Source organism: Halomicrobium sp. HArcel3 (assembly GCF_058933135.1).
This window is the reverse complement of the sequence record NZ_JBZYDN010000001.1, coordinates 978915-996138: the sequence shown is the minus strand read 5'-3', so window position 1 is coordinate 996138 and position 17224 is coordinate 978915. Positions and strand designations below refer to the sequence as shown.

Below are 17224 nucleotides of genomic sequence, written 5' to 3'. Positions count from 1 at the left end.
TGGGGCGGCAAGGACGTACCGTGACCCGACCGGAAAAAGTAGTTTTCGACCGCCACGGGAACCTATTTGGGCCGCCCCGACCCAGCACCGACATGGTTTCGGACGTATTCGACCCCGACCGCTGGGAACCGATCGACCGCTTCGACTTCTCGGATATCACCTACCACCGCGCCGACGACGTCGGCGCGGTTCGCATCGCCTTCGACCGGCCGGCGGTCCGCAACGCCTTCCGCCCGGAGACGGTCGACGAACTGTCGACCGCGCTGGACCACGCCAAACGGCTCACCGACGTGGGCTGCGTGATCCTCACGGGGAACGGCCCGTCGCCGAAGGACGGTGGTTGGGCCTTCTGTGCTGGTGGCGACCAGTCGATGCGTGGCGACTCCGGGTACGAGTACGACGAAAACGAGGACATCGGCGACGAAGAGGCACCCGAGAACGTCGGCCGCCTCCACATCCTCGAAGTCCAGCGCCAGATTCGACACATCCCCAAGCCCGTCGTCGCTGTGGTGCCGGGCTGGGCCGTCGGCGGCGGCCACAGCCTTCACGTCGTCTGTGACCTCACGCTCGCAAGCGAGGAGCACGCGAAGTTCCTCCAGACGGACCCCGACGTCGCCTCCTTCGACGGCGGCTTCGGCTCCGCGTACCTCGCCCGCCAGATCGGCCAAAAGAAGGCCCGAGAGGTGTTCTTCCTCGGGAAGACCTACGACGCAAAGGAGGCCGCAGACATGGGAATGGTCAACGAGGCCGTCCCGCACGACGAACTGGAGGAGACGGCCCTGGAGTGGGCCGGAGCGATCGACCGGAAGTCACCGACGGCGATTCGGATGCTCAAGTACGCGTTCAACCTCGACTCGGACGGGATGGTCGGCCAGCAGGTGTTCGCCGGCGAGGCCACCCGGCTGGCGTACATGACCGACGAGGCGAAGGAAGGTCGCGACGCCTTCAACGAGGGCCGCGAGCCGGACTTCGACGACGTGCCCTGGCACTACTGATCGCTCTCTCCGTCGGCTGGCGCTTCACCCGTGCCGTCGGCCCGCGCCTCCCGGACCGGCCTGGTTCGCTCCTCCCACCGCTCGAAGGCGTCCATGACGGGACTGGCCGTGATGCCGTGGATGACCACCGATGCGAGGACGACGAAGCCCAGCAGCGCCCAGAGGCGTTCGGCGGCGATGACGAGTTCCAGTTCGGCGAACGACGCCTCGTTCAGCGCGTGGGAGAGGTAGTAGAACGACCCGATGCCGCGAATGCCGAACGAAGCGACGATCGCCCGCGAGGGCCAGGAGAGGCCGGAACCCAGCAGCCCGATCGTCCCGGCCAGCGGCCGGACGACAAGCAACAGGGCGAGGCCGATGCCGACCTCTGTCAGCGTGAGCGGGGCGAGCAACCCGCCGGCGAGCGCGCCGCCGAACAGCACGAGCACGACCGCCATCAGCAGGCGCTCGACCATCACGGCGAACTCGTCGAGGGTACGGTAGTAGTCGTGTTCCCACTCGAACTTGCGGACGACGAGCGCGCCGACGAAGACGGCGAGAAAGCCGTATCCACCCACTATCTCCGTCGCGCCGTAGATGAACAGCGTGCCGGAGAGGGCTTCGGCGCCCGCGAGTGCCTCCGAAACCTTCGACGAGGCTGGCAGGCGAAAGATGACCAGCCCGCCGGCGTAACCCAGAACGATGCCAGCGAGCACGCCGACGACTATCTTGTAGAGGACGTAGTAGAGGGTCCACTCTCCCACCCAGGCGAGCGACGCCGGAGCAGTCGCGGCCGCCAGGACGATAGCGAGGTTCGTGAACGGGAACGCCAGGCCGTCGTTGAGCCCCGCTTCAGAGGTGAGCGCGAACCTGACGGAGTGTTCCTGCTGGACGTCGGGTTCCTCCTCCACCTCGGAGAGCGGCGGGCCGGCTTCGATATCCGACGCCAGGACGGGGTCAGTCGGCGCGACGACTGCTCCGAGGAGCACCGCCGTCGCGATGTGGAGCCCGAGGACCCACCACCCGAGAAACACGGCGGCACCGATGGTCAACGGCATCGTGATTCCCAGGAGCCGCCACGTCGTTCCCCACCCGCGCCAGGAGAACGGTCGGTCTATCTTCAGGCCGGCCCCCATCAGCGAGACGATGACGACGAGTTCGGTGAGGTGTTCGACGACGACGGAGTTCTCTACCATGTCCGGCGGTCCGACACCGTGTGGGATCGCGAAGAGGACGAAACCGGCGCCGACGTAGATGATCGGGAGGGACATTGGCCGGTGCATGAGCAGCCGTGGTAACACCACGGCGGCGAAGATGGCGAGGCCGAAGATGACGAAGGCGACGTGGTACGTCTCGACCATGCGTCAGTCGGGTACGACCGCGTCCGGTGTAACCACTCGGCTTGCTGATGTATCTGGCACGCCCCAGGCGAGTATCCTGCAATCCGTTCGAGTCGACCCGTCGCCACTGCGGGCTGGCCGAACGATCCGCTTCCCGTACCAGCGGGACCCCGATCGACGACGAGATGCCAATCTTGAACGTGCACCAGTCCTCACATTTCCCCAATGGCTACCGCAGACGCTGACGTCTCGAAGACGAAAGCCTGGCTGATGGCGGCCAGGCCCCAGACGCTCCCGGCCGGGTCCGCGCCCGTCGTCGTCGGCGTGGGCCTGGCCGTCCACGACGGGGTGTTCGCCTGGCTCCCCGCCGTCGCCGCGTTCGTCGGGGCGCTGTTGATCCAGGTCGGGACCAACTTCGCCAACGACTACTACGACGCCGTGAAGGGCGCCGACACCGAGGACCGCGAGGGGTTCACACGGGTCACCGCTGGCGGTCTCATCCCGCCAGAACGGGTCAAACTGGCGATGGTCGCGACGTACGCACTCGCGGTCGTCGTCGGCGTCTACCTCGTCGCAATCGGTGGCGTGCCCATCCTCGTCGTCGGACTGAGCTCCATTCTGGCCGGCGTCCTCTACACCGGCGGCCCCTATCCCTACGGCTACCGCGGCCTCGGCGACCTGTTCGTCTTCGTCTACTTCGGCCTCGTCGCGGTGACCGGCACCTACTACGTCCAGGCCGTCACGTTCGCCGACGCGGGCCTCTTCCCGCTCGGGCTTCCCGCCGGAACCCTGCCGCTCACCGCCGTCGTCGCGAGCCTCCCCGCCGCGGGCCTCTCGACTGCCCTCCTCGTCGTCAACAACGTCCGGGACCGTGAAACGGACGCCCAGGCCGGTAAGCGAACGCTCGCGGTGATGCTCGGCTATCGGGCGAGCCGCGTCGAGTTCTCACTCCTCGTCGGGATGGCCTACGTCGTCCCGGTGCTTCTCGCACTGGACGATAGATTCGGGCTCTGGGCGCTCGCACCGCTGCTGTCGCTCCCACTCGCGCTCTCTGTCGGGCGGACCGTCATGCGTCGGACCGACGGAGACGCGCTGAACCCGGCGCTCGAACGGGTGGGTCAAACGCTGTTCGTCCACTCGCTCCTGTTCGCTGCCGGCCTCGCCGCCCCAGCCCTCCTATGAGTATCGACGAGTTCTCACTCGCGCTGTCGACACCCCTGGAGACGGCCAGTGGCCCCATCGAGACTCGCCAGGGCCTCCTCGCACGGTACGACCACCGAGAGGAGACTGGCCTGGGCGAGGCGACGCCGCTTCCCGGGTGGACCGAGTCGCTGTCCGCCTGCCGGTCGACGCTGACTCGGGCGCTCGAAACCGCCGGATCCGAGGGACACGCCTCGGCGCTGCTGGACCTGGAAGTCGCCGACGCGCCGGCCGCCCGGCACGGGTTCACGACGGCGCTGTTCGACGCCGACGCCCGCGCAGAGAACGTCCCGCTCTACCAGTGGCTCGACGACGACCGCCGCTGCGAGTCGGTCCCCGTCAACGCCACGGTCGGCGACGCCGACGTCGACGAGACGGTCGAGCGCGCGAGAGACGCCGTGGACCGCGGCTTCGACTGTCTGAAGCTCAAGGTCGGTGCGAGGGCGGTCGTCGCGGACGTCGACCGCGTCCGCGCCGTCCGGGAGGCGGTCGGTGACGACGTGTCGCTTCGCGCCGACGCGAACGCCGCGTGGTCCCGCGAGGAAGCGGCGTCCGCTCTCGAAGCGTTCGAACCCCTCGACGTCGCGTACGTCGAGCAACCCCTCGCGGCCGACGACCTCGACGGCCTGGCTGACCTCGCTGGCGGTCCCGTCTGCGTCGCCGTCGACGAGACGCTCGTGGAGCACCGCGTCGCCGAAGTGCTCGAACGCGACGCCGCGGACGTCCTTATCGTCAAACCGATGGTCCTCGGTGGCCCGGGCGACGCACACACCATCGCGACGCGCGCTCGCGACGCGGGCGCCGAACCGGTCGTGACGACGACCGTCGACGGCGTCGTCGCGCGGACCGCGGCCGTCCACGTCGCCGCGGCGATTCCGGACGTCGCCCCCTGCGGGCTAGCGACCGCCGACCTGCTGGCCGAGGACCTCGGCCCGGACCCGGCACTGGTCGACGACGGCCGGATTTCCGTTCCGCAGTCATCCGGTCTCGGGATGGAGCCTTCGGAGGTCGGCTCGTGACGCTCCCGGACCCCAGCGAGTGGCCGGTCGACGACCCGGTGGCCTACCCGACGCCGGATCTGTTGCGCGTTCGATCCGACGCGTCCCCCGATAACCTCGCGCTCGTCGACGCCGAATCCGGGGATAGCTGGAGTTACGACGAGTTCGACCGGCGAGTCGCGCGTCGTCTCGCCGGGCTACAGCGCGATTTCGGTCTGGGACCGGGCGACCGCGTCGGATTCCTGCTGAACACCGGCGTTCCCTTCGCAGACCTGTACTTCGCGACGGCGCGCGCCGGTGCCACTGCTGTTCTCCTGAACGTCCGCCTGGACGAAGAGACGCTCGCGGCGCAGGCGAAGCGCGCGGGACTTGACGGGCTGGTCTGCTCGGCGGACACCGCGGACGTCGCCGTCGACGTCGCTCCCGACGGCGTTCCCGTCGCTAGCGTCGACGAGCCGGACTCTCCAGCAGTCGACGCGCTCGAACTCCGTTCCGGCGATGAAGTGACGCCGGTCGACTCCGACGCGGGCGCGGACCGACTGCTCGTGTTCACTTCGGGTACGACCGGCGAACCGAAGGGCGTCCGACTCACGCTGGACAACCTCGTGTCGAGCGCGGTCGGGTCGGCCCACCGGCTCGGCGTCGTCCCCGACGACCGCTGGCTCGTCTGCCTGCCGATGTACCACATGGGCGGGCTCGCCCCCCTCGTTCGGTCGACGCTCTACGGGACGACGACCGTCCTCCAGTCAGAATTCGATCCGGACGCGACGGCCAGCGTGATCGAGGAGGACGACGTCACCGGCGTCTCGCTGGTCCCAACGATGCTCAAGCGGTTGCTCGACGCGGGATGGACGCCGCCGGAGCACCTCCGGTTCGTTCTGCTCGGTGGCGGGCCGACGCCTCAGCCACTGATCGACAGGTGTGAGTCCCGCGACGTGCCGGTCTGTCCGACCTACGGCGCGACTGAGACCGCCTCACAGGTCGCGACGGCGCTCCCCGAGACAGCGTTCGAACACCAGGGAACGGTGGGAACGCCGCTTCGCGGAACCACGGTCACTATCGTCGACGACATGGGGGACTCTCGGAGGACGGGCGAGGTCGGCGAAATCGTCGTCGACGGACCGACAGTCACGCCCGGCTACCTGGACGAGGGCCACACTGCAGCCGCGTTCGGCCGTCACGGCTTCGAGACGGGTGACCTGGGGTATCACGACGAGGGCGGGCGACTCTGGGTCGTCGGCCGCGTCGACGACCAGATAGTCACTGGCGGCGAGAACGTCCAGCCCGCTGCCGTCGTGGCGACGATACGTCGCCTTTCCGGCGTCGAGGACGTCGCGGTCGTCGGGATTCCGGACCCGGAGTGGGGCGAGCGCGTCGGCGCGCTCGTCGACCGGTCCGACGCCTCGCTCTCCGTCTCCGAACTGCGGGACCGCTGTCGCGACGACCTGGCCGACCACGAGGTGCCCAAGACCGTCCGATTCGTCGAGGCGCTCCCGCGCACCGCCTCGGGGACCGTCGACAGGGAGCGCGCCCGTTCGCTGCTCGACGGTGAGTGAGCGCCCGGAGCGTGCGGAGTCGACGGGAGGCTTATTTCCGCCGCAGACGTATGACGGGTCGTGTGTACGCTCGTCTTCGCGTGGCAAGTGTTCGAGGACTACCTCGCTGTCGCAGCGAACCGTGACGAACAGGTCGGCCGTCCCTCAAATCCTCCGGCCGTCCGCGACTGGGAGCCACAGGTCGTCGCGCCAGTCGACGAAGCGGCCGGTGGAACCTGGATCGGATACAACGAGCACGGCGTCTTCGTCGCCATCACGAACCGCTGGATAGACGGTTCGTTCGGCGGCGAGCGTTCCAGGGGCCTGCTCGTCCGCGACGCGCTCCGGAGCGAGACGGCCGAGGACGCGGCCCGGTACGTCGAGCGCGCGGTGCGAGAGGACGAGTACGACGGGTTCAACCTCGTCGTCGCCGACGAGAACGCGGCGCTGTACTTCGAGTGGGACGGCCAGCTGGCCGTCTCGAACCTCCAGCCCGGCGTCCACGTCGTCGTCAACGTCGGCGCCGATGGCCAGTACCGGATCCCCGGCGTTCGCCAGGAGGCCGGCGAGGACCAGGCCGCGAATGCCGATCGCCTGCGCGACCACCTGCAACCGAAGCCCGGCGAAGACAGCGCGGCGTGGCTCGACCGCGCGCAGACAGCCGTCTCGGACCACGAGTACGGTGTCTGCGTGCACGGGGATGGATTCGGCACTCGCTCGTCGTCGCTCCTGACGCTCGGCGAGGACGAGCAGACGCACCGCTACGCCGACGGACCGCCGTGCAGGACGGAGTACCGGCAGGTCGAAAGTCAGGTTTAAGCCGCACACCGTCCCATTACACTCACATGAGCATGGCAGCCGTCGAGGCGAACCTCTCCGACGACGAGCGTGCCGGTCTCGAACTCATCCGTGAATCCGGGGGTATCCACCAGAGCGACTTCTGGAAGGAACTCGACGTCTCCTCGCGCAAGGGGAGCCGCATCGTCGAGTCGCTGTTCGAGAAGGACATGATCCAGCGCGAGGACACCGTCTACGAGGGTCACAACACCTACTACCTGACGCCCGCCCCACGCGATCTTGACTTCTCGCTGCTGATGGCCGGCGACCAGCTATCACCGTTCGTCGGCGACGAGGAGATCGACCCGAGTAGCGACACGTTCTCCCAGTGGGTCATGAACCTCGCGTACGAGGAGTAACGACTCCGCAGTTTTCGGTGAAACTGCTTGCGCTATTTTTTGGAGCTCCTTCTCGCGGGTCAGGCCGGAATTCGGCGTTTCCGTCTACGCTTCGTGAATGAGTAGTATAGATCAAGGCCTGAGCGAATTAGCAGAGCTGCTGTGACCACGACGTCAAAGAACTCGAAAGCCCTCGGCGCGCTCGACTCGCGCGGACCACGCTGCGCTCCTCGCTAGCGCTGCGGTGCTTGCGAGCCCGTGCTTCGCCGACCACGCCTCGCCCTTTCAGTCCTCCAGGGTCCGCGTTGCTCGCGCACGGAGCCGCTCGCGCTTGCCTCCCCATCCCTCCCCGGTCGCGCCTGGCGGCGCGACACGCGTCCTGACCGCACCACCCGGCCGGGAGCGCGTCCCGAGCAGACGCGAGGGGCGCGCGACCAGGGGAAGGGCAGGCCTTCGGTCCCTGGCGGCCTGAAAGGGCGAGCGGCTCTCGATCCCTCCCGGGCGAAGGTGAGCCGAGTGAAACGAGGCGAACGTCGGAAGACGAGCGAAGCGAGTCTTCCGGAACAAGCACCCACTGGAGCGCAGCGAGCCCCGGAGCGGTCGAGAGCCGTGAGGGCTTTCTGGGTCCTGCTGACTCTCTTCTTTTCACCAGTCTCACCAAGAACCACCCGCTCAGCACACACGGCTACTGGTTACAAAACTCACAGGTGCCTTCCTGTAACGAAAACCGCTCGAATCGACGGAAACAGAGAAAAACCGTTCCGAACGAGGCGGCCCTTCAGCGCTAGTCTTCCAGCGCGTCGGCGATGCGGTCGAGCGTGCGGCGGACGTCGTGGACCTCGTCGCGGAGTTTTCGAACCTCTCGCGTCAGTTCCTCGTCTCCACCGCTCTCCTCCTGTCGGCCGGCGCCCGGCGGGCCGCCGCCCATCCCACCGGGGCCGCCACCCATCCCGCCCGGACCGCCGCCGCCCATCATGCCGCCCATCATCTGCGCGAAGGGGTTGCCGCCGCCCCCCATACCGCCGGGGCCGCCGCCGCCCATCATCTCTTCCATGCGCTCTTCGCGGCTCATCTCGCCGTCGCCCTCGCCTTCCTCGCGCTCTTCGGCGCGTTCCTGTCGGATCTCCTCGACGCGCTCGCGGAAGGACTTCTGGTCGTCGTCCTGGCTCTCCTCACCCTCGACGTCGTCGTCCGCAGGTTCGTCGTCTGCCATACGCCCGGATTTGCGCGGCCCGCGGAAAAGGATTGTCGTCTATCGCATCTTGCGGACCAGCAGCGACAGACCGAGGCCGCTGACCAGCAGGATGGCGAGGTTGAATCCGGCCTTGAACAGTGACCGGTACCGACCGGTCACGAACTGGTCGATGGCCGACGACGCGGCGAAGTAAAACTGGAACGTCGCCACGAGTACGACCAGGATGAGGATGACGAACAGCGCCCACTGGAGGTGGTCGACGATGGTCTTCTCGTCCCTGCCGTCGTAGTCGTACTGGCTGTCCGATCCGGTCGTCGTCTCTGTTGTGTTCTCGCTATCTACGTTCTCTGTCATTGGTTCCTCCGTGCTGCGAGTAGTGCTGCGCCGACGAGTCCGACCAGGGCGATTGCGGTTCCGAAGCCGGGGCCGCTGCTCCCAGTCGGCGTATCCGTGCTCCGGTCCTGGCTGCGGTCACGTTCCGTCCCGGTGAAATCGCCGGCGTCGAATGTGACTTCCGTCTGGCGTTCGTCTTCCTGCAGAGTCTCCTGCGGGTCGAGGTTGGCCGGTTCGGTCACCGTGTCCACGATGACGTCGTCTTTGAGCAGCGTGGCGTCGAGCCAGTAGTTGTACTCTTCCGGAACGGTCAGTTCGACCGTCGGCCTGGCCGTTCGACCGGGGCGTATCGACCCCACATCGGTCTGGGCCTGGCCGGCGACGACGTGGGAGTCGGCCTGGCGAGCGGTGACGACGAGCGTCACGTCACCGGCGGTCTCGTCGCCCTGGTTCGTGAGGTGCGCCGTGAGGTCCAGGGTTGCAGTGCCGTCCTCTACAGCCTCGATCCGTTTGTCTATCGTGGGCTTCCCGGACTCGCCGCCCCCGTAGTCGTGGAACTCGACGGGCGACCGGGCGTACGCAGGTTTCAGTGCCTCGACACCGCTGATCGAACGGCGGTGTTCGGCCTCGGTGACGCTGTCCTCGAAGACGAACGTCTCTATGTGATAGCCGCCCTGTCGTGCGACCGTGAGATTGGTCCGGACGGGCGTCTCCCGTTCGCCTTCGATAGCGCCGAGGTCTGTCTCTGTCCGGTCTTCGAGCAGGCCGGACTCGGAGTCGACGGCGCGAACGGCCACGGTAACGTTCTCACCCACGCCGCCCCAGTGACGGATGCGCGTCTCTACCTGGAGGGTCGCGGTGCGGCCCGACACGTCGACCGGCTGGATCGACCACTGATCGTCTTGGATTACGAAGTGACTCGGACGAATGTCCTCGCGCGGTTCGGCCACGACGCCGGGGACGACGGCGGCCCCGACGAGCATGGCCAGGAGGACGACGGCGAGGCCACCCACGAATGCGGTTTCCCGTTGCACACTGCTGTGGCCACGTTCACCTACTAAATGTTTTGTGTATGTTCAAAACGAGGCGAATCTAACTCAGCCGAACGCGCCGAGGCTGGACTGTAACTCCCTGTCGCTCCCCTCGTCGACGATGTCGTACCCGACCAGGTCCCGCAGGTCGACGGCGTAGGTCGTCCCACCGTTTTCGAGGATAGCTACCCGACCCTTCGCCCCGACGACAGTCCCGGTCGCGATCGTCTCCGGCATCGGCCGGTCGGCGAGTCCGAGTTCGTAGTCGAACGCGAAGGTGTCCTCGTGGTCGTAGTCGGCGAGCAGGTCCGTCCAGGCGTCCTCGTCTACAGTCTCGTGGAATCCCCGCATCTTCGTGGGGACGCGAACGCGGTCACCGGTTTTGGTCGCGATCTCGGCCTCGATCTCCCGGGCGACGCGGCCGTTGGCGACAGTCCTGAGGTGTGCCGCTCTGTCGGCGCCCTGCTCGCGGAGGCGTCGCTCCAGGCGCCAGGACTTCGTGACGCCGACCTTGAACACGTCGGGCGCGAACGCGGCGAGGTAGATGGCGTGTTCCTCGTGGCAGTTGTCGATGGGCATGTCGCAGTTGCCGGTACAGCGCGCACAGGGCCAGCGCGAGGTGTGGACGTCGCAGTACGGCGCTTTCGCTGCGTCGCACGGGAGGTGGACGGCGTCGCTCTCATCGTGGCTGTCGCAATCGCCGTCGCCATCGCCGGCCGCGTATTCGACCGTTCCGGCGCAGTGGCGCTCGCCCAGCGAATAGGCGAGTTCGTCGCCGGGTTCGAGCCACTCGTCGCGGACGGTGCCCTCGTCGGCGATGCGGAGGGCTGCCGGCTCGTTCGTCCGTGAGCGGTACCCGACGACTTGCACGCCGCGGCGTAGGTCACGGCCGATTAAAGTCACTTCGTTCCCCGGGCCGGCGGGATTTTTGGTGACGCCGTTCGGATCGGCGTGATACGTCATGGCAGACCTCACGCTCACGAGTCCCGCGTTCGCGGACGGCGACTCGATTCCCGAGGAACACGGCTACAGCGCCGAGAACACGAACCCACCGCTCGAAATCGGAGGCGTCCCGACCGGGACAGCGTCGCTCGCGCTGGTCGTCGACGACCCCGACGCCAGGGACCCCGCGGGGAAGATCTGGAACCACTGGGTCGTCTGGAACGTCGATCCAGAACTCTCGGAGATACCGGCGGGCTGGCTGCCCACCAACGCTGTCGAGGGGCAAAACGACTTCGGCGAGACGGGCTGGGGCGGCCCGGAACCGCCGGACGGCGAACACACGTACCGGTTCTTGCTGTACGCGCTCGACGACGAACTGGACCTCGACGCGGGCGCGAGCAAGGACGACTTCTTCGGCGCCGCCGAGGGTCACGTCGTCGAGAAGGACGAACTCACCGGGACGTACGCGCCCTGAGGGTGCGAACGCGGTCGGTGAGAACCGAGATGGTCTACCAGTCGGCCAGTAGTTCGCGGGTCGCCCGCCGAACGGCGTCGTCGCTGGACAGGTCAGGCCGCCAGCCGAGCGCGGAGAGTTTCTCGATGGAGAGGCGCATCCGCGGGACGTCGCCGGTCCAGCCGCGGTCGCCGCCGGTGTACTCGTAGTCGGGGTCCAGTCCCATCTCGTCGCTGACGATGTCGGCGATGGTCGTCACCGACGTCGTCGTTCGCGTCCCGAGGTTGTACACGTTGAACGGCCGGTCCGAGTTCTCGACGACGTGGCACATCGCGTCGACGCACTCGTCGATGTGCATGTAGGACTTCTCCTGGCGGCCGTCGCCGAGGATGGTGAGCGAGTTGGGTTCCTCCTTCAGCTTCTGGATGAAGTCTGGGATGACGGCGCCGACCTGGAGTCGCGGACCGACGATGTTGGCGAAGCGGAACACCCACGCCGTCATGTCGTGGCTGTGGGCGTAGACGGACGCGAGACCCTCCTCGCCGAGTTTGCTCGCGCCGTAGATACTGATCGGTTCCAGCGGCGCGTAGTCCTCGGGCGTCGGTCGCGGCGCCTCGCCGTATACGGTAGAGGAAGACGTAAACGCGAAGTTGTCGACGCCCACCTCGTCCATCCGTTCGAGGACGTTTTCCGTCATCCGGTTGTTCGTGCGGTACTGCTGGATATCGTCCGCAGCAGCGTTCTTGTCCGCCGCGAAGTGGAAGACGACGTCTACGTCGCCCGTTATCGCCTCGGCGACGAAGTCCGGGTCGGTCAGGTCGCCTTCGACGAGCGTGGCTTGGTCCGGCACCCACGACGCCTCACCGTTCGTCAGGTCGTCGGCGACGACGACGTCGTTGTCCGCGACGAGTCGCTCTGCGAGGTGCGATCCGACGAAACCCGCGCCGCCGGTGACGAGTATCCGCCTGTCCGTCAGGTTCATGCCTGCGAGTCCACTTCGCTCCCCCATTGCCTTTGTGATGTCAGTCGCGTGATGGACTGCCGGCGCTCACCGTCCACCCCCGTAATTTTTTGGCCAGTGGGGATCAGTCAATCGCTATGAGCGACTTCGTCGACCGGTACACGCCGTCGGATCCGTATCCGCGGCTGATCGTCCCCGTCGCCCTGACGACGACGTTCCTCTGTCTCTTCGTCCTCTTCGCACTCACTGCCATCAACCAGTACGGGCCGATCACCGACGTGCACGTCTCCTACCTGGCGATCCCGGCCGGGATGTTCCTCGCCTTTCTCGCGTCGGCCCGCGTCACCCAGGTATCTCTCCGTGACGTCGCCGACCGTGCGCGCGCTAGCGGGGATGCTCTGGTGGCGACGTCTCCCGATTCCGGCGAACCGGCCGGAGACGGAGGTGACCCGATGTCGACTCTCAAGCGACGGTACGCCACCGGGGAACTGACGGAAGACGAGTTCGAACGGAGAGTCGAACGTCTCGTGGAAACTGACCGGTCCGACCTGTTGGCCGGCGGCGACGGCGTGGAACGAGCCGTCGAGTAGTCCTTCGAGCCACCAGTCCAGAGGCCAGTAAGATTCTTGTCGGCGGTCACGGATTGTCGAGACATGTTCGGTCCCGTCGACCGCTACGTCCCCGACGCCCCTCGGCCTCGCCTCGTCGTCGGGGCGGCTCTCGTGACGTTCGGCGTTCCCGTGACCCTCTACGCCTTCTTCGCGTTGTGGTGGCCCATCCAGATGTGGCTGTACGTCGGCCGGCTCGGCTCGGTGCTCGTGTTGCTGGCCGGCCTCTTCATCGTCGCGGCCGGTAATCACCTCCTGAAGGACGTTGCCGAGCGTGCGACGGCCGGCAAACCGACCGACGATGTCGGCGCAGACCCAGTGGCAGCGGATCCGGTCTCGACGCTCCGGCAGCAGTACGCCGCGGGGGAGGTAGACGAGGCGGAGTTCGAGCGAAAGCTAGCCAGCCTGACTGACCTCGAGGAACCGGCCGACGCCGTCGAAACCGGTACCAGGCAGACGATACGGGAGTAGAACCGACGTCTACAGCTCGAATCTCGTCGAATCGCCACCGGTTAATTTTAGTCCGACCCGGGGGAACGCGATTCCATGCTCGACGTCGTGGACGAATACGCCCCCGACTCCCCGCTCGCGCGCCTCCTCCTCGGCCTGTTTGGCGTTCTGGTGTTCGGTCTCCCCGCGCTCTACATGTCCTGGATGGGGTTTCTGTCGGTCCTCCGACCGGGCTGGACCGTCTTCCTCCCGGGGCTGGTGTTGATTCCGGCGACGGCGTTGCCGGCACTCGCGGGGGCGAAACTGCTCTACGGACTCACGAGGGAATCGTCTCCCGGTGAGACGGCCAGCGCAGGACGGTCCCAGGCGGACGAATCGGAGGCTGATCCGGTCACCGTCCTGCAGCGGCGCTACGCAGAGGGTACCGTCGGTGACGAGGAGTTCGAACGGCGCATGGAGCAACTGCTGGAGAGTGACCGCCGGACGGAAGAGAGGGGTCGGCCCGACGGACTCGAACTGCTGACCGAGTGAGTCGCTTCGGACGGCCGTCTGGATTCGGTTCGACGTTCCTGCGTGCTTCCGTAACGGCTTCCCGTGACCACGTCCTCTCGGCCACCATGCAAGACGAACCCGAGGTCGCCGTCCTCCGACTGGGACACCGACCCGGTCGCGACGAGCGGACGACGACCCACGTCGGTCTGACGGCGCGCGCGCTGGGTGCCGACCGCCTCTTCCTGGCCGGTCCGGGCGCAAGCAGACAGGAGACCATCGAAGACATCACGGACCGGTTCGGCGGCCCCTTCGAGGTAGAGACGACCGACTCGCCGACGAAGGTCATCCGCGACTGGGACGGGAGTGTCGCTCACCTCACCATGTACGGACTTCCGGTCCAGGACGTCGAGGCGGAAATCCGTGAGGCGCACCGCGAGAAACCCCTGCTCGTCGTCGTCGGCGCCGAGAAGGTCCCCTTCGAGGTGTACGAGCACGCCGACTGGAACGTCGGCGTGACGAACCAGCCCCACTCCGAAATCGCCGGCCTCGCCGTCTTCCTCGACCGGTTGTTCGAAGGCCAGGAACTCGACCGCGAGTGGGAGGACGCCGACAGCGTGGTCGTCCCGAAGGAGACCGGCAAGCGCGTCGAGTCGGTCGAGGAGTAGTTCTCTCGGTCAGGGCGGTCAGTCCCGGTAGGCCCCCTCGGGCGGCTCGGTGACGTTCTCCGTATCCAGATCCGCCGGCGTGTCGGCGTTCTCGCTCGCCCACTCGGCAGCGTTGGCGAGTATCTGCTGGATCGTCTCGTCGTGATAGATAGGATGCGTCTCGTGGCCCGGCCGGAAGTAGAAGACGCGGCCGAGCCCACGGCGGTAACAACACCCCGACCGGAACACCTCGCCGCCCTCGAACCAGGAGGTGAAGACGAGTTCGTCCGGTTCGGGGACGGCGAACGGCTCGCCGTAGGTCTCGGCCTCGGGGACGACGACTGGGTTCTCGATCCCGTCGACGATGGGGTGTTCCGGGTGGATGGCCCAGAGCCGCTCGCGCTCTTCGTTCTCCCGCCAGGTGAGCGAACACGGCGTCCCCATCAACCGCTTGAACGGCTTGGAGAAGTGTCCCGAATGGAGCGCGACGAACCCCATTCCCTCGTGGACGCGGTCGCAGACGCGCTCGACGACCGCGTGGTCGACCTCGTCGTGGGCCGTGTGACCCCACCAGAAGAGAACGTCCGTCTCGTCGAGGACGTCGCTCGTGAGGCCATGCTCGTCCTCCTGGAGCGTGGCCGTCCGCGTCTCGTGGCCGCGTTCTGCAAGCGCGTCGGCGATGGTCTCGTGGATGCCGTCGGGGTAAATCTCCGCGACGGCGTCGTGTTCGCGCTCGTGGACGAACTCGTTCCAGACGGTGACGGATGCCATGGCGCTAGTCCGTCGCTCGCGTCCGTAAAACTCCGGGTGGCTCTCGGGCCGAGACGGCGCGGCGCTCCCGGACCGAAACGACGGCCAAAGCTAAAAACTTAACCGCACGACGGTCGCAACTGTTACTAATGGCTTTTGAGGACCTTCTGGAGGATCCCGTCATACAGAAATACCTCCACGAACTGGTCGGACCGAAGGGGATGCCGGTCGCCGCCGCGCCGCCGGACGGCGAAGTGACCGACGAGGAACTGGCCGAGGAGCTGGGCCTCGAACTCAACGACGTCCGTCGCGCGCTGTTCATTCTCTACGAGAACGATCTCGCGACGTACCGTCGCCTGCGCGACGAGGACTCGGGGTGGCTCACTTACCTCTGGACGTTCCACTACGAGAACATCCCGGAGGCGCTCGAATCGGAGATGTACCGCCTCCTCGAAGCTCTCGAGGAGCGCCGTGCATACGAGCGCGACAACGAGTTCTACCTCTGTGAGACCTGCGGCATCCGCTTCGAGTTCGCCGAGGCGATGGAGTTCGGCTTCGAGTGCCCCGAATGTGGCAACCAGGTCGAGACGATGGAGAACACGAGACTGGTCGACGCGATGGACGGCCGCATCGAGCGACTGCGCGACGAACTCAACGTCGACGCGGAAACGGAAACGGAAGCTGAGGCCTGATGGTCGTACTCGCAACAAAGCTGTACATCGAAGGCGACGCGCGAGAGCGCGCGCTCGACTCGCTCACCTCGCTCGTCGGCAACGAAATCGGCGACCTCGACGTCAGTTTCGACGTCGGCGTCCGCGACGACGACTTCCCGTCGGTGACCGTCGACGGTCCCGACGCGACGGCGGCCCGTAACGTCCTCCGCGAGGAGTTCGGCGAGGTCGTCCCCGACATGGCCGAGGGCGAGACGTACACCGGCACCCTCCAGCGCTGGGACGACGACGGCTTCGTCCTCGACGCCGGGTTCGGCAACGCCGTCAGAATCTCCGCCGAGAACCTGGAGCTGGGCCGCGGGAGTCCCGAGCAGGTCCGCAAGCGATTCGGCCTGGTCCAGCACATGCCGCTCCGGTTCGTGAACGAAGACCCTGCTCGACTCGCCGACGACGAGGTCGACCGCCTGTACGAGTGGACGCGCGGCGACGGCCGGGTCAACGTCAACAGCGCGACGCGGGCCGAAGTCCGGGCGACGGTGAACCGCGCCGGCCACGCCCAGGACATCGTCACGGTCGAGCGCATCGGCCTGCTCGAACAGAGTATCGTCTGCGGTGAGAACACCGACCCGCCGGGACTGCTGGCGAGTATCGGGGAGTACCTCCCCGCCGAACTGCTCTGCGTCGTTCCATGAGGCGACGGCTGGCGCTGTTCGGACTGCTCGCCGTGCTCGTCGCACTCGCCGGCTGTTCCAGCGTGTTCGGTCCAGGGGAACCCGATCAGGCCGCGCTCAACGAGAACGCCACCTACGAGTGGGACACCGATAGAAACGTCTCCATCGTCGTCAACCGGTCGTCGTACGAGGCGGTATACGACGCCTCCAACACGTCGACCCTGGAACTGTACGAACGCGACGAACTCGGCACCGAGAACAACCTCCAGATATCCGCCCTGCGGTATCGCTACGAGAACGGGACGATAATCGATTCGAACGACTCCGCGCTCTCGGTCGAACAGACCCGCGAACGGACGATACTGGGGCTACCGAACGACAGCACCGGACAGGTCGCGTTCACCTCGGAGCGCCACGGCAAGCAGTTCACGACGCCCGTGTTCGTGGAGGGGTCAACCGCCGTCAGACTCCCGGAGAACGCCCGGGTCGGCGTGCCGCTGCTCTCGCAGGTCAGTCCGGGGAACTACGAGACCAACGTGAACGACGAGGGCTACATGGTCGTCACCTGGGACGACGTGACGAGTCAGTCACTCCGCGTGCGGTGGTACCTCCAGCGTGACCTCCTGCTGTTCACCGGCGTCGCCGTCGTGGCGATCCTCGTCGGGAGCGGCGGCGCGCTGTACTACTACCGCCAGATACTGCAACTGAAACGGCGCCGGGAGGAGTCGGCCATCGACGTCGACGGCGAGGACGACCCGCGCGACCGGGGGCCGCCGCCGGGGATGCGCTAGAGGCTTTTA

At 66.9% G+C, this 17224-nt stretch carries 21 protein-coding genes; 14 read left to right on the top strand and 7 right to left on the bottom strand.

Features of this window, described 5'->3' with window-relative positions:
- Positions 1 to 92 precede the first annotated feature (92 nt).
- Positions 93 to 995 carry a 1,4-dihydroxy-2-naphthoyl-CoA synthase gene (locus tag AC5FRV_RS05100; protein ID WP_493560010.1) on the top strand — a complete coding sequence of 301 codons (903 nt, stop codon included), beginning with the start codon at positions 93 to 95 and terminating at the stop codon, positions 993 to 995.
- Here AC5FRV_RS05100 and AC5FRV_RS05095 read toward each other — a convergent pair.
- A complete protein-coding gene (locus AC5FRV_RS05095) occupies positions 989 to 2335 on the bottom strand; it encodes a cation:proton antiporter (protein WP_493560009.1) in 1347 nt (448 codons plus the stop codon). The two genes, AC5FRV_RS05100 and AC5FRV_RS05095, sit on opposite strands and share 7 nt — an antisense overlap.
- A gap of 204 nt (positions 2336 to 2539) precedes the next feature.
- On the opposite strand from AC5FRV_RS05095, the gene AC5FRV_RS05090 reads away from it, so the two are divergent.
- From AC5FRV_RS05090 to AC5FRV_RS05070, 5 genes are read left to right on the top strand one after another with little or no spacing between them, the layout of a single operon-like run.
- Positions 2540 to 3496, top strand: coding sequence for a 1,4-dihydroxy-2-naphthoate polyprenyltransferase (locus AC5FRV_RS05090; protein WP_493560008.1), 957 nt, complete (start codon positions 2540 to 2542; stop codon positions 3494 to 3496).
- On the top strand, positions 3493 to 4533 hold the full coding sequence (locus AC5FRV_RS05085) for a mandelate racemase/muconate lactonizing enzyme family protein (RefSeq protein WP_493560007.1): 1041 nt from the start codon (positions 3493 to 3495) through the stop codon (positions 4531 to 4533). The genes AC5FRV_RS05090 and AC5FRV_RS05085 overlap by 4 nt, the downstream gene beginning before the upstream one ends.
- Positions 4530 to 6068, top strand: a complete 1539-nt coding sequence (locus AC5FRV_RS05080) for a class I adenylate-forming enzyme family protein (protein ID WP_493560006.1) — start codon at positions 4530 to 4532, stop codon at positions 6066 to 6068. Before AC5FRV_RS05085 ends, AC5FRV_RS05080 begins: the two co-directional genes overlap by 4 nt.
- A gap of 60 nt (positions 6069 to 6128) precedes the next feature.
- Positions 6129 to 6866, top strand: coding sequence for an NRDE family protein (locus AC5FRV_RS05075; RefSeq protein ID WP_493560005.1), 738 nt, complete (start codon positions 6129 to 6131; stop codon positions 6864 to 6866).
- Between the two features lie 26 nt (positions 6867 to 6892).
- Positions 6893 to 7243: a helix-turn-helix transcriptional regulator gene (locus AC5FRV_RS05070; RefSeq protein ID WP_089817537.1), complete on the top strand. Its 351-nt coding sequence runs from the start codon at positions 6893 to 6895 to the stop codon at positions 7241 to 7243.
- A 763-nt stretch (positions 7244 to 8006) separates the two neighbouring features.
- Here the strand turns inward: AC5FRV_RS05070 and AC5FRV_RS05065 are convergent.
- The 4 genes from AC5FRV_RS05065 to AC5FRV_RS05050 all read right to left on the bottom strand — a co-directional run bounded on the left by AC5FRV_RS05065 (position 8007) and on the right by AC5FRV_RS05050 (position 10651).
- Positions 8007 to 8435: a hypothetical protein gene (locus AC5FRV_RS05065; protein WP_493560004.1), complete on the bottom strand. Its 429-nt coding sequence runs from the start codon at positions 8433 to 8435 to the stop codon at positions 8007 to 8009.
- Between the two features lie 39 nt (positions 8436 to 8474).
- Positions 8475 to 8771: a DUF8060 family membrane protein gene (locus tag AC5FRV_RS05060; RefSeq protein ID WP_493560003.1), complete on the bottom strand. Its 297-nt coding sequence runs from the start codon at positions 8769 to 8771 to the stop codon at positions 8475 to 8477.
- Positions 8768 to 9784 (bottom strand): DUF7490 domain-containing protein, encoded by a 1017-nt coding sequence (locus tag AC5FRV_RS05055; protein WP_493560002.1) that lies wholly within the window; start codon positions 9782 to 9784, stop codon positions 8768 to 8770. Before AC5FRV_RS05055 ends, AC5FRV_RS05060 begins: the two co-directional genes overlap by 4 nt.
- Before the next feature lie 63 nt (positions 9785 to 9847).
- Complete coding sequence (locus AC5FRV_RS05050) at positions 9848 to 10651, bottom strand: DUF2797 domain-containing protein (protein ID WP_493560001.1); 804 nt, start codon at positions 10649 to 10651, stop codon at positions 9848 to 9850.
- Positions 10652 to 10742: 91 nt separating this feature from the next.
- Here AC5FRV_RS05050 and AC5FRV_RS05045 point away from each other — a divergent pair, with 91 nt between their 5' ends.
- Positions 10743 to 11198: a YbhB/YbcL family Raf kinase inhibitor-like protein gene (locus tag AC5FRV_RS05045; RefSeq protein ID WP_493560000.1), complete on the top strand. Its 456-nt coding sequence runs from the start codon at positions 10743 to 10745 to the stop codon at positions 11196 to 11198.
- Positions 11199 to 11232: 34 nt separating this feature from the next.
- Here AC5FRV_RS05045 and AC5FRV_RS05040 read toward each other — a convergent pair whose 3' ends face one another.
- Positions 11233 to 12159, bottom strand: coding sequence for an NAD-dependent epimerase/dehydratase family protein (locus tag AC5FRV_RS05040; protein WP_493559999.1), 927 nt, complete (start codon positions 12157 to 12159; stop codon positions 11233 to 11235).
- Positions 12160 to 12275: 116 nt separating this feature from the next.
- Between AC5FRV_RS05040 and AC5FRV_RS05035 the strand changes: the two genes are divergently transcribed.
- From AC5FRV_RS05035 to AC5FRV_RS05020, 4 genes are all read left to right on the top strand, one after another.
- Complete coding sequence (locus AC5FRV_RS05035) at positions 12276 to 12728, top strand: SHOCT domain-containing protein (protein ID WP_493559998.1); 453 nt, start codon at positions 12276 to 12278, stop codon at positions 12726 to 12728.
- 63 nt (positions 12729 to 12791) lie between these two features.
- Positions 12792 to 13217 (top strand): SHOCT domain-containing protein, encoded by a 426-nt coding sequence (locus AC5FRV_RS05030; protein WP_493559997.1) that lies wholly within the window; start codon positions 12792 to 12794, stop codon positions 13215 to 13217.
- 75 nt (positions 13218 to 13292) lie between these two features.
- Positions 13293 to 13727 carry an SHOCT domain-containing protein gene (locus AC5FRV_RS05025; protein ID WP_493559996.1) on the top strand — a complete coding sequence of 145 codons (435 nt, stop codon included), beginning with the start codon at positions 13293 to 13295 and terminating at the stop codon, positions 13725 to 13727.
- An 86-nt stretch (positions 13728 to 13813) separates the two neighbouring features.
- A complete protein-coding gene (locus AC5FRV_RS05020) occupies positions 13814 to 14353 on the top strand; it encodes a tRNA (cytidine(56)-2'-O)-methyltransferase (RefSeq protein ID WP_493559995.1) in 540 nt (179 codons plus the stop codon).
- An 18-nt stretch (positions 14354 to 14371) separates the two neighbouring features.
- Here AC5FRV_RS05020 and AC5FRV_RS05015 read toward each other — a convergent pair whose 3' ends face one another.
- Positions 14372 to 15103, bottom strand: coding sequence for a ThuA domain-containing protein (locus AC5FRV_RS05015; RefSeq protein WP_493559994.1), 732 nt, complete (start codon positions 15101 to 15103; stop codon positions 14372 to 14374).
- A 128-nt stretch (positions 15104 to 15231) separates the two neighbouring features.
- Here AC5FRV_RS05015 and AC5FRV_RS05010 point away from each other — a divergent pair, with 128 nt between their 5' ends.
- The 3 genes from AC5FRV_RS05010 to AC5FRV_RS05000 are packed head-to-tail and all read left to right on the top strand — an operon-like array spanning position 15232 to position 17215.
- Positions 15232 to 15774 carry a transcription factor gene (locus AC5FRV_RS05010; RefSeq protein WP_089817527.1) on the top strand — a complete coding sequence of 181 codons (543 nt, stop codon included), beginning with the start codon at positions 15232 to 15234 and terminating at the stop codon, positions 15772 to 15774.
- Complete coding sequence (locus AC5FRV_RS05005; protein WP_493559993.1) at positions 15774 to 16445, top strand: DUF2110 family protein; 672 nt, start codon at positions 15774 to 15776, stop codon at positions 16443 to 16445. The genes AC5FRV_RS05010 and AC5FRV_RS05005 overlap by 1 nt, the downstream gene beginning before the upstream one ends.
- The gene (locus AC5FRV_RS05000) at positions 16442 to 17215 is read left to right on the top strand and encodes a DUF5803 family protein (RefSeq protein WP_493559992.1); all 774 of its coding nucleotides are present in this window, start codon (positions 16442 to 16444) and stop codon (positions 17213 to 17215) included. The genes AC5FRV_RS05005 and AC5FRV_RS05000 overlap by 4 nt, the downstream gene beginning before the upstream one ends.
- Positions 17216 to 17224: the final 9 nt, after the last annotated feature.

Excerpts from the sequence above, each read along its gene's own strand:
- AC5FRV_RS05010 (WP_089817527.1), top strand. The coding sequence starts at position 15,232 with ATGGCTTTTGAGGACCTTCTGGAGGATCCCGTCATACAGAAATACCTC.
- AC5FRV_RS05085 (WP_493560007.1), top strand. The coding sequence starts at position 3,493 with ATGAGTATCGACGAGTTCTCACTCGCGCTGTCGACACCCCTGGAGACG.
- AC5FRV_RS05020 (WP_493559995.1), top strand. The coding sequence starts at position 13,814 with ATGCAAGACGAACCCGAGGTCGCCGTCCTCCGACTGGGACACCGACCC.
- AC5FRV_RS05065 (WP_493560004.1), bottom strand. The coding sequence starts at position 8,435 with ATGGCAGACGACGAACCTGCGGACGACGACGTCGAGGGTGAGGAGAGC.
- AC5FRV_RS05030 (WP_493559997.1), top strand. The coding sequence starts at position 12,792 with ATGTTCGGTCCCGTCGACCGCTACGTCCCCGACGCCCCTCGGCCTCGC.
- AC5FRV_RS05100 (WP_493560010.1), top strand. The coding sequence starts at position 93 with ATGGTTTCGGACGTATTCGACCCCGACCGCTGGGAACCGATCGACCGC.
- AC5FRV_RS05095 (WP_493560009.1), bottom strand. The coding sequence starts at position 2,335 with ATGGTCGAGACGTACCACGTCGCCTTCGTCATCTTCGGCCTCGCCATC.
- AC5FRV_RS05060 (WP_493560003.1), bottom strand. The coding sequence starts at position 8,771 with ATGACAGAGAACGTAGATAGCGAGAACACAACAGAGACGACGACCGGA.
- AC5FRV_RS05005 (WP_493559993.1), top strand. The coding sequence starts at position 15,774 with ATGGTCGTACTCGCAACAAAGCTGTACATCGAAGGCGACGCGCGAGAG.
- AC5FRV_RS05070 (WP_089817537.1), top strand. The coding sequence starts at position 6,893 with ATGAGCATGGCAGCCGTCGAGGCGAACCTCTCCGACGACGAGCGTGCC.
- AC5FRV_RS05035 (WP_493559998.1), top strand. The coding sequence starts at position 12,276 with ATGAGCGACTTCGTCGACCGGTACACGCCGTCGGATCCGTATCCGCGG.
- AC5FRV_RS05015 (WP_493559994.1), bottom strand. The coding sequence starts at position 15,103 with ATGGCATCCGTCACCGTCTGGAACGAGTTCGTCCACGAGCGCGAACAC.
- AC5FRV_RS05045 (WP_493560000.1), top strand. The coding sequence starts at position 10,743 with ATGGCAGACCTCACGCTCACGAGTCCCGCGTTCGCGGACGGCGACTCG.
- AC5FRV_RS05040 (WP_493559999.1), bottom strand. The coding sequence starts at position 12,159 with ATGAACCTGACGGACAGGCGGATACTCGTCACCGGCGGCGCGGGTTTC.
- AC5FRV_RS05025 (WP_493559996.1), top strand. The coding sequence starts at position 13,293 with ATGCTCGACGTCGTGGACGAATACGCCCCCGACTCCCCGCTCGCGCGC.
- AC5FRV_RS05000 (WP_493559992.1), top strand. The coding sequence starts at position 16,442 with ATGAGGCGACGGCTGGCGCTGTTCGGACTGCTCGCCGTGCTCGTCGCA.
- AC5FRV_RS05090 (WP_493560008.1), top strand. The coding sequence starts at position 2,540 with ATGGCTACCGCAGACGCTGACGTCTCGAAGACGAAAGCCTGGCTGATG.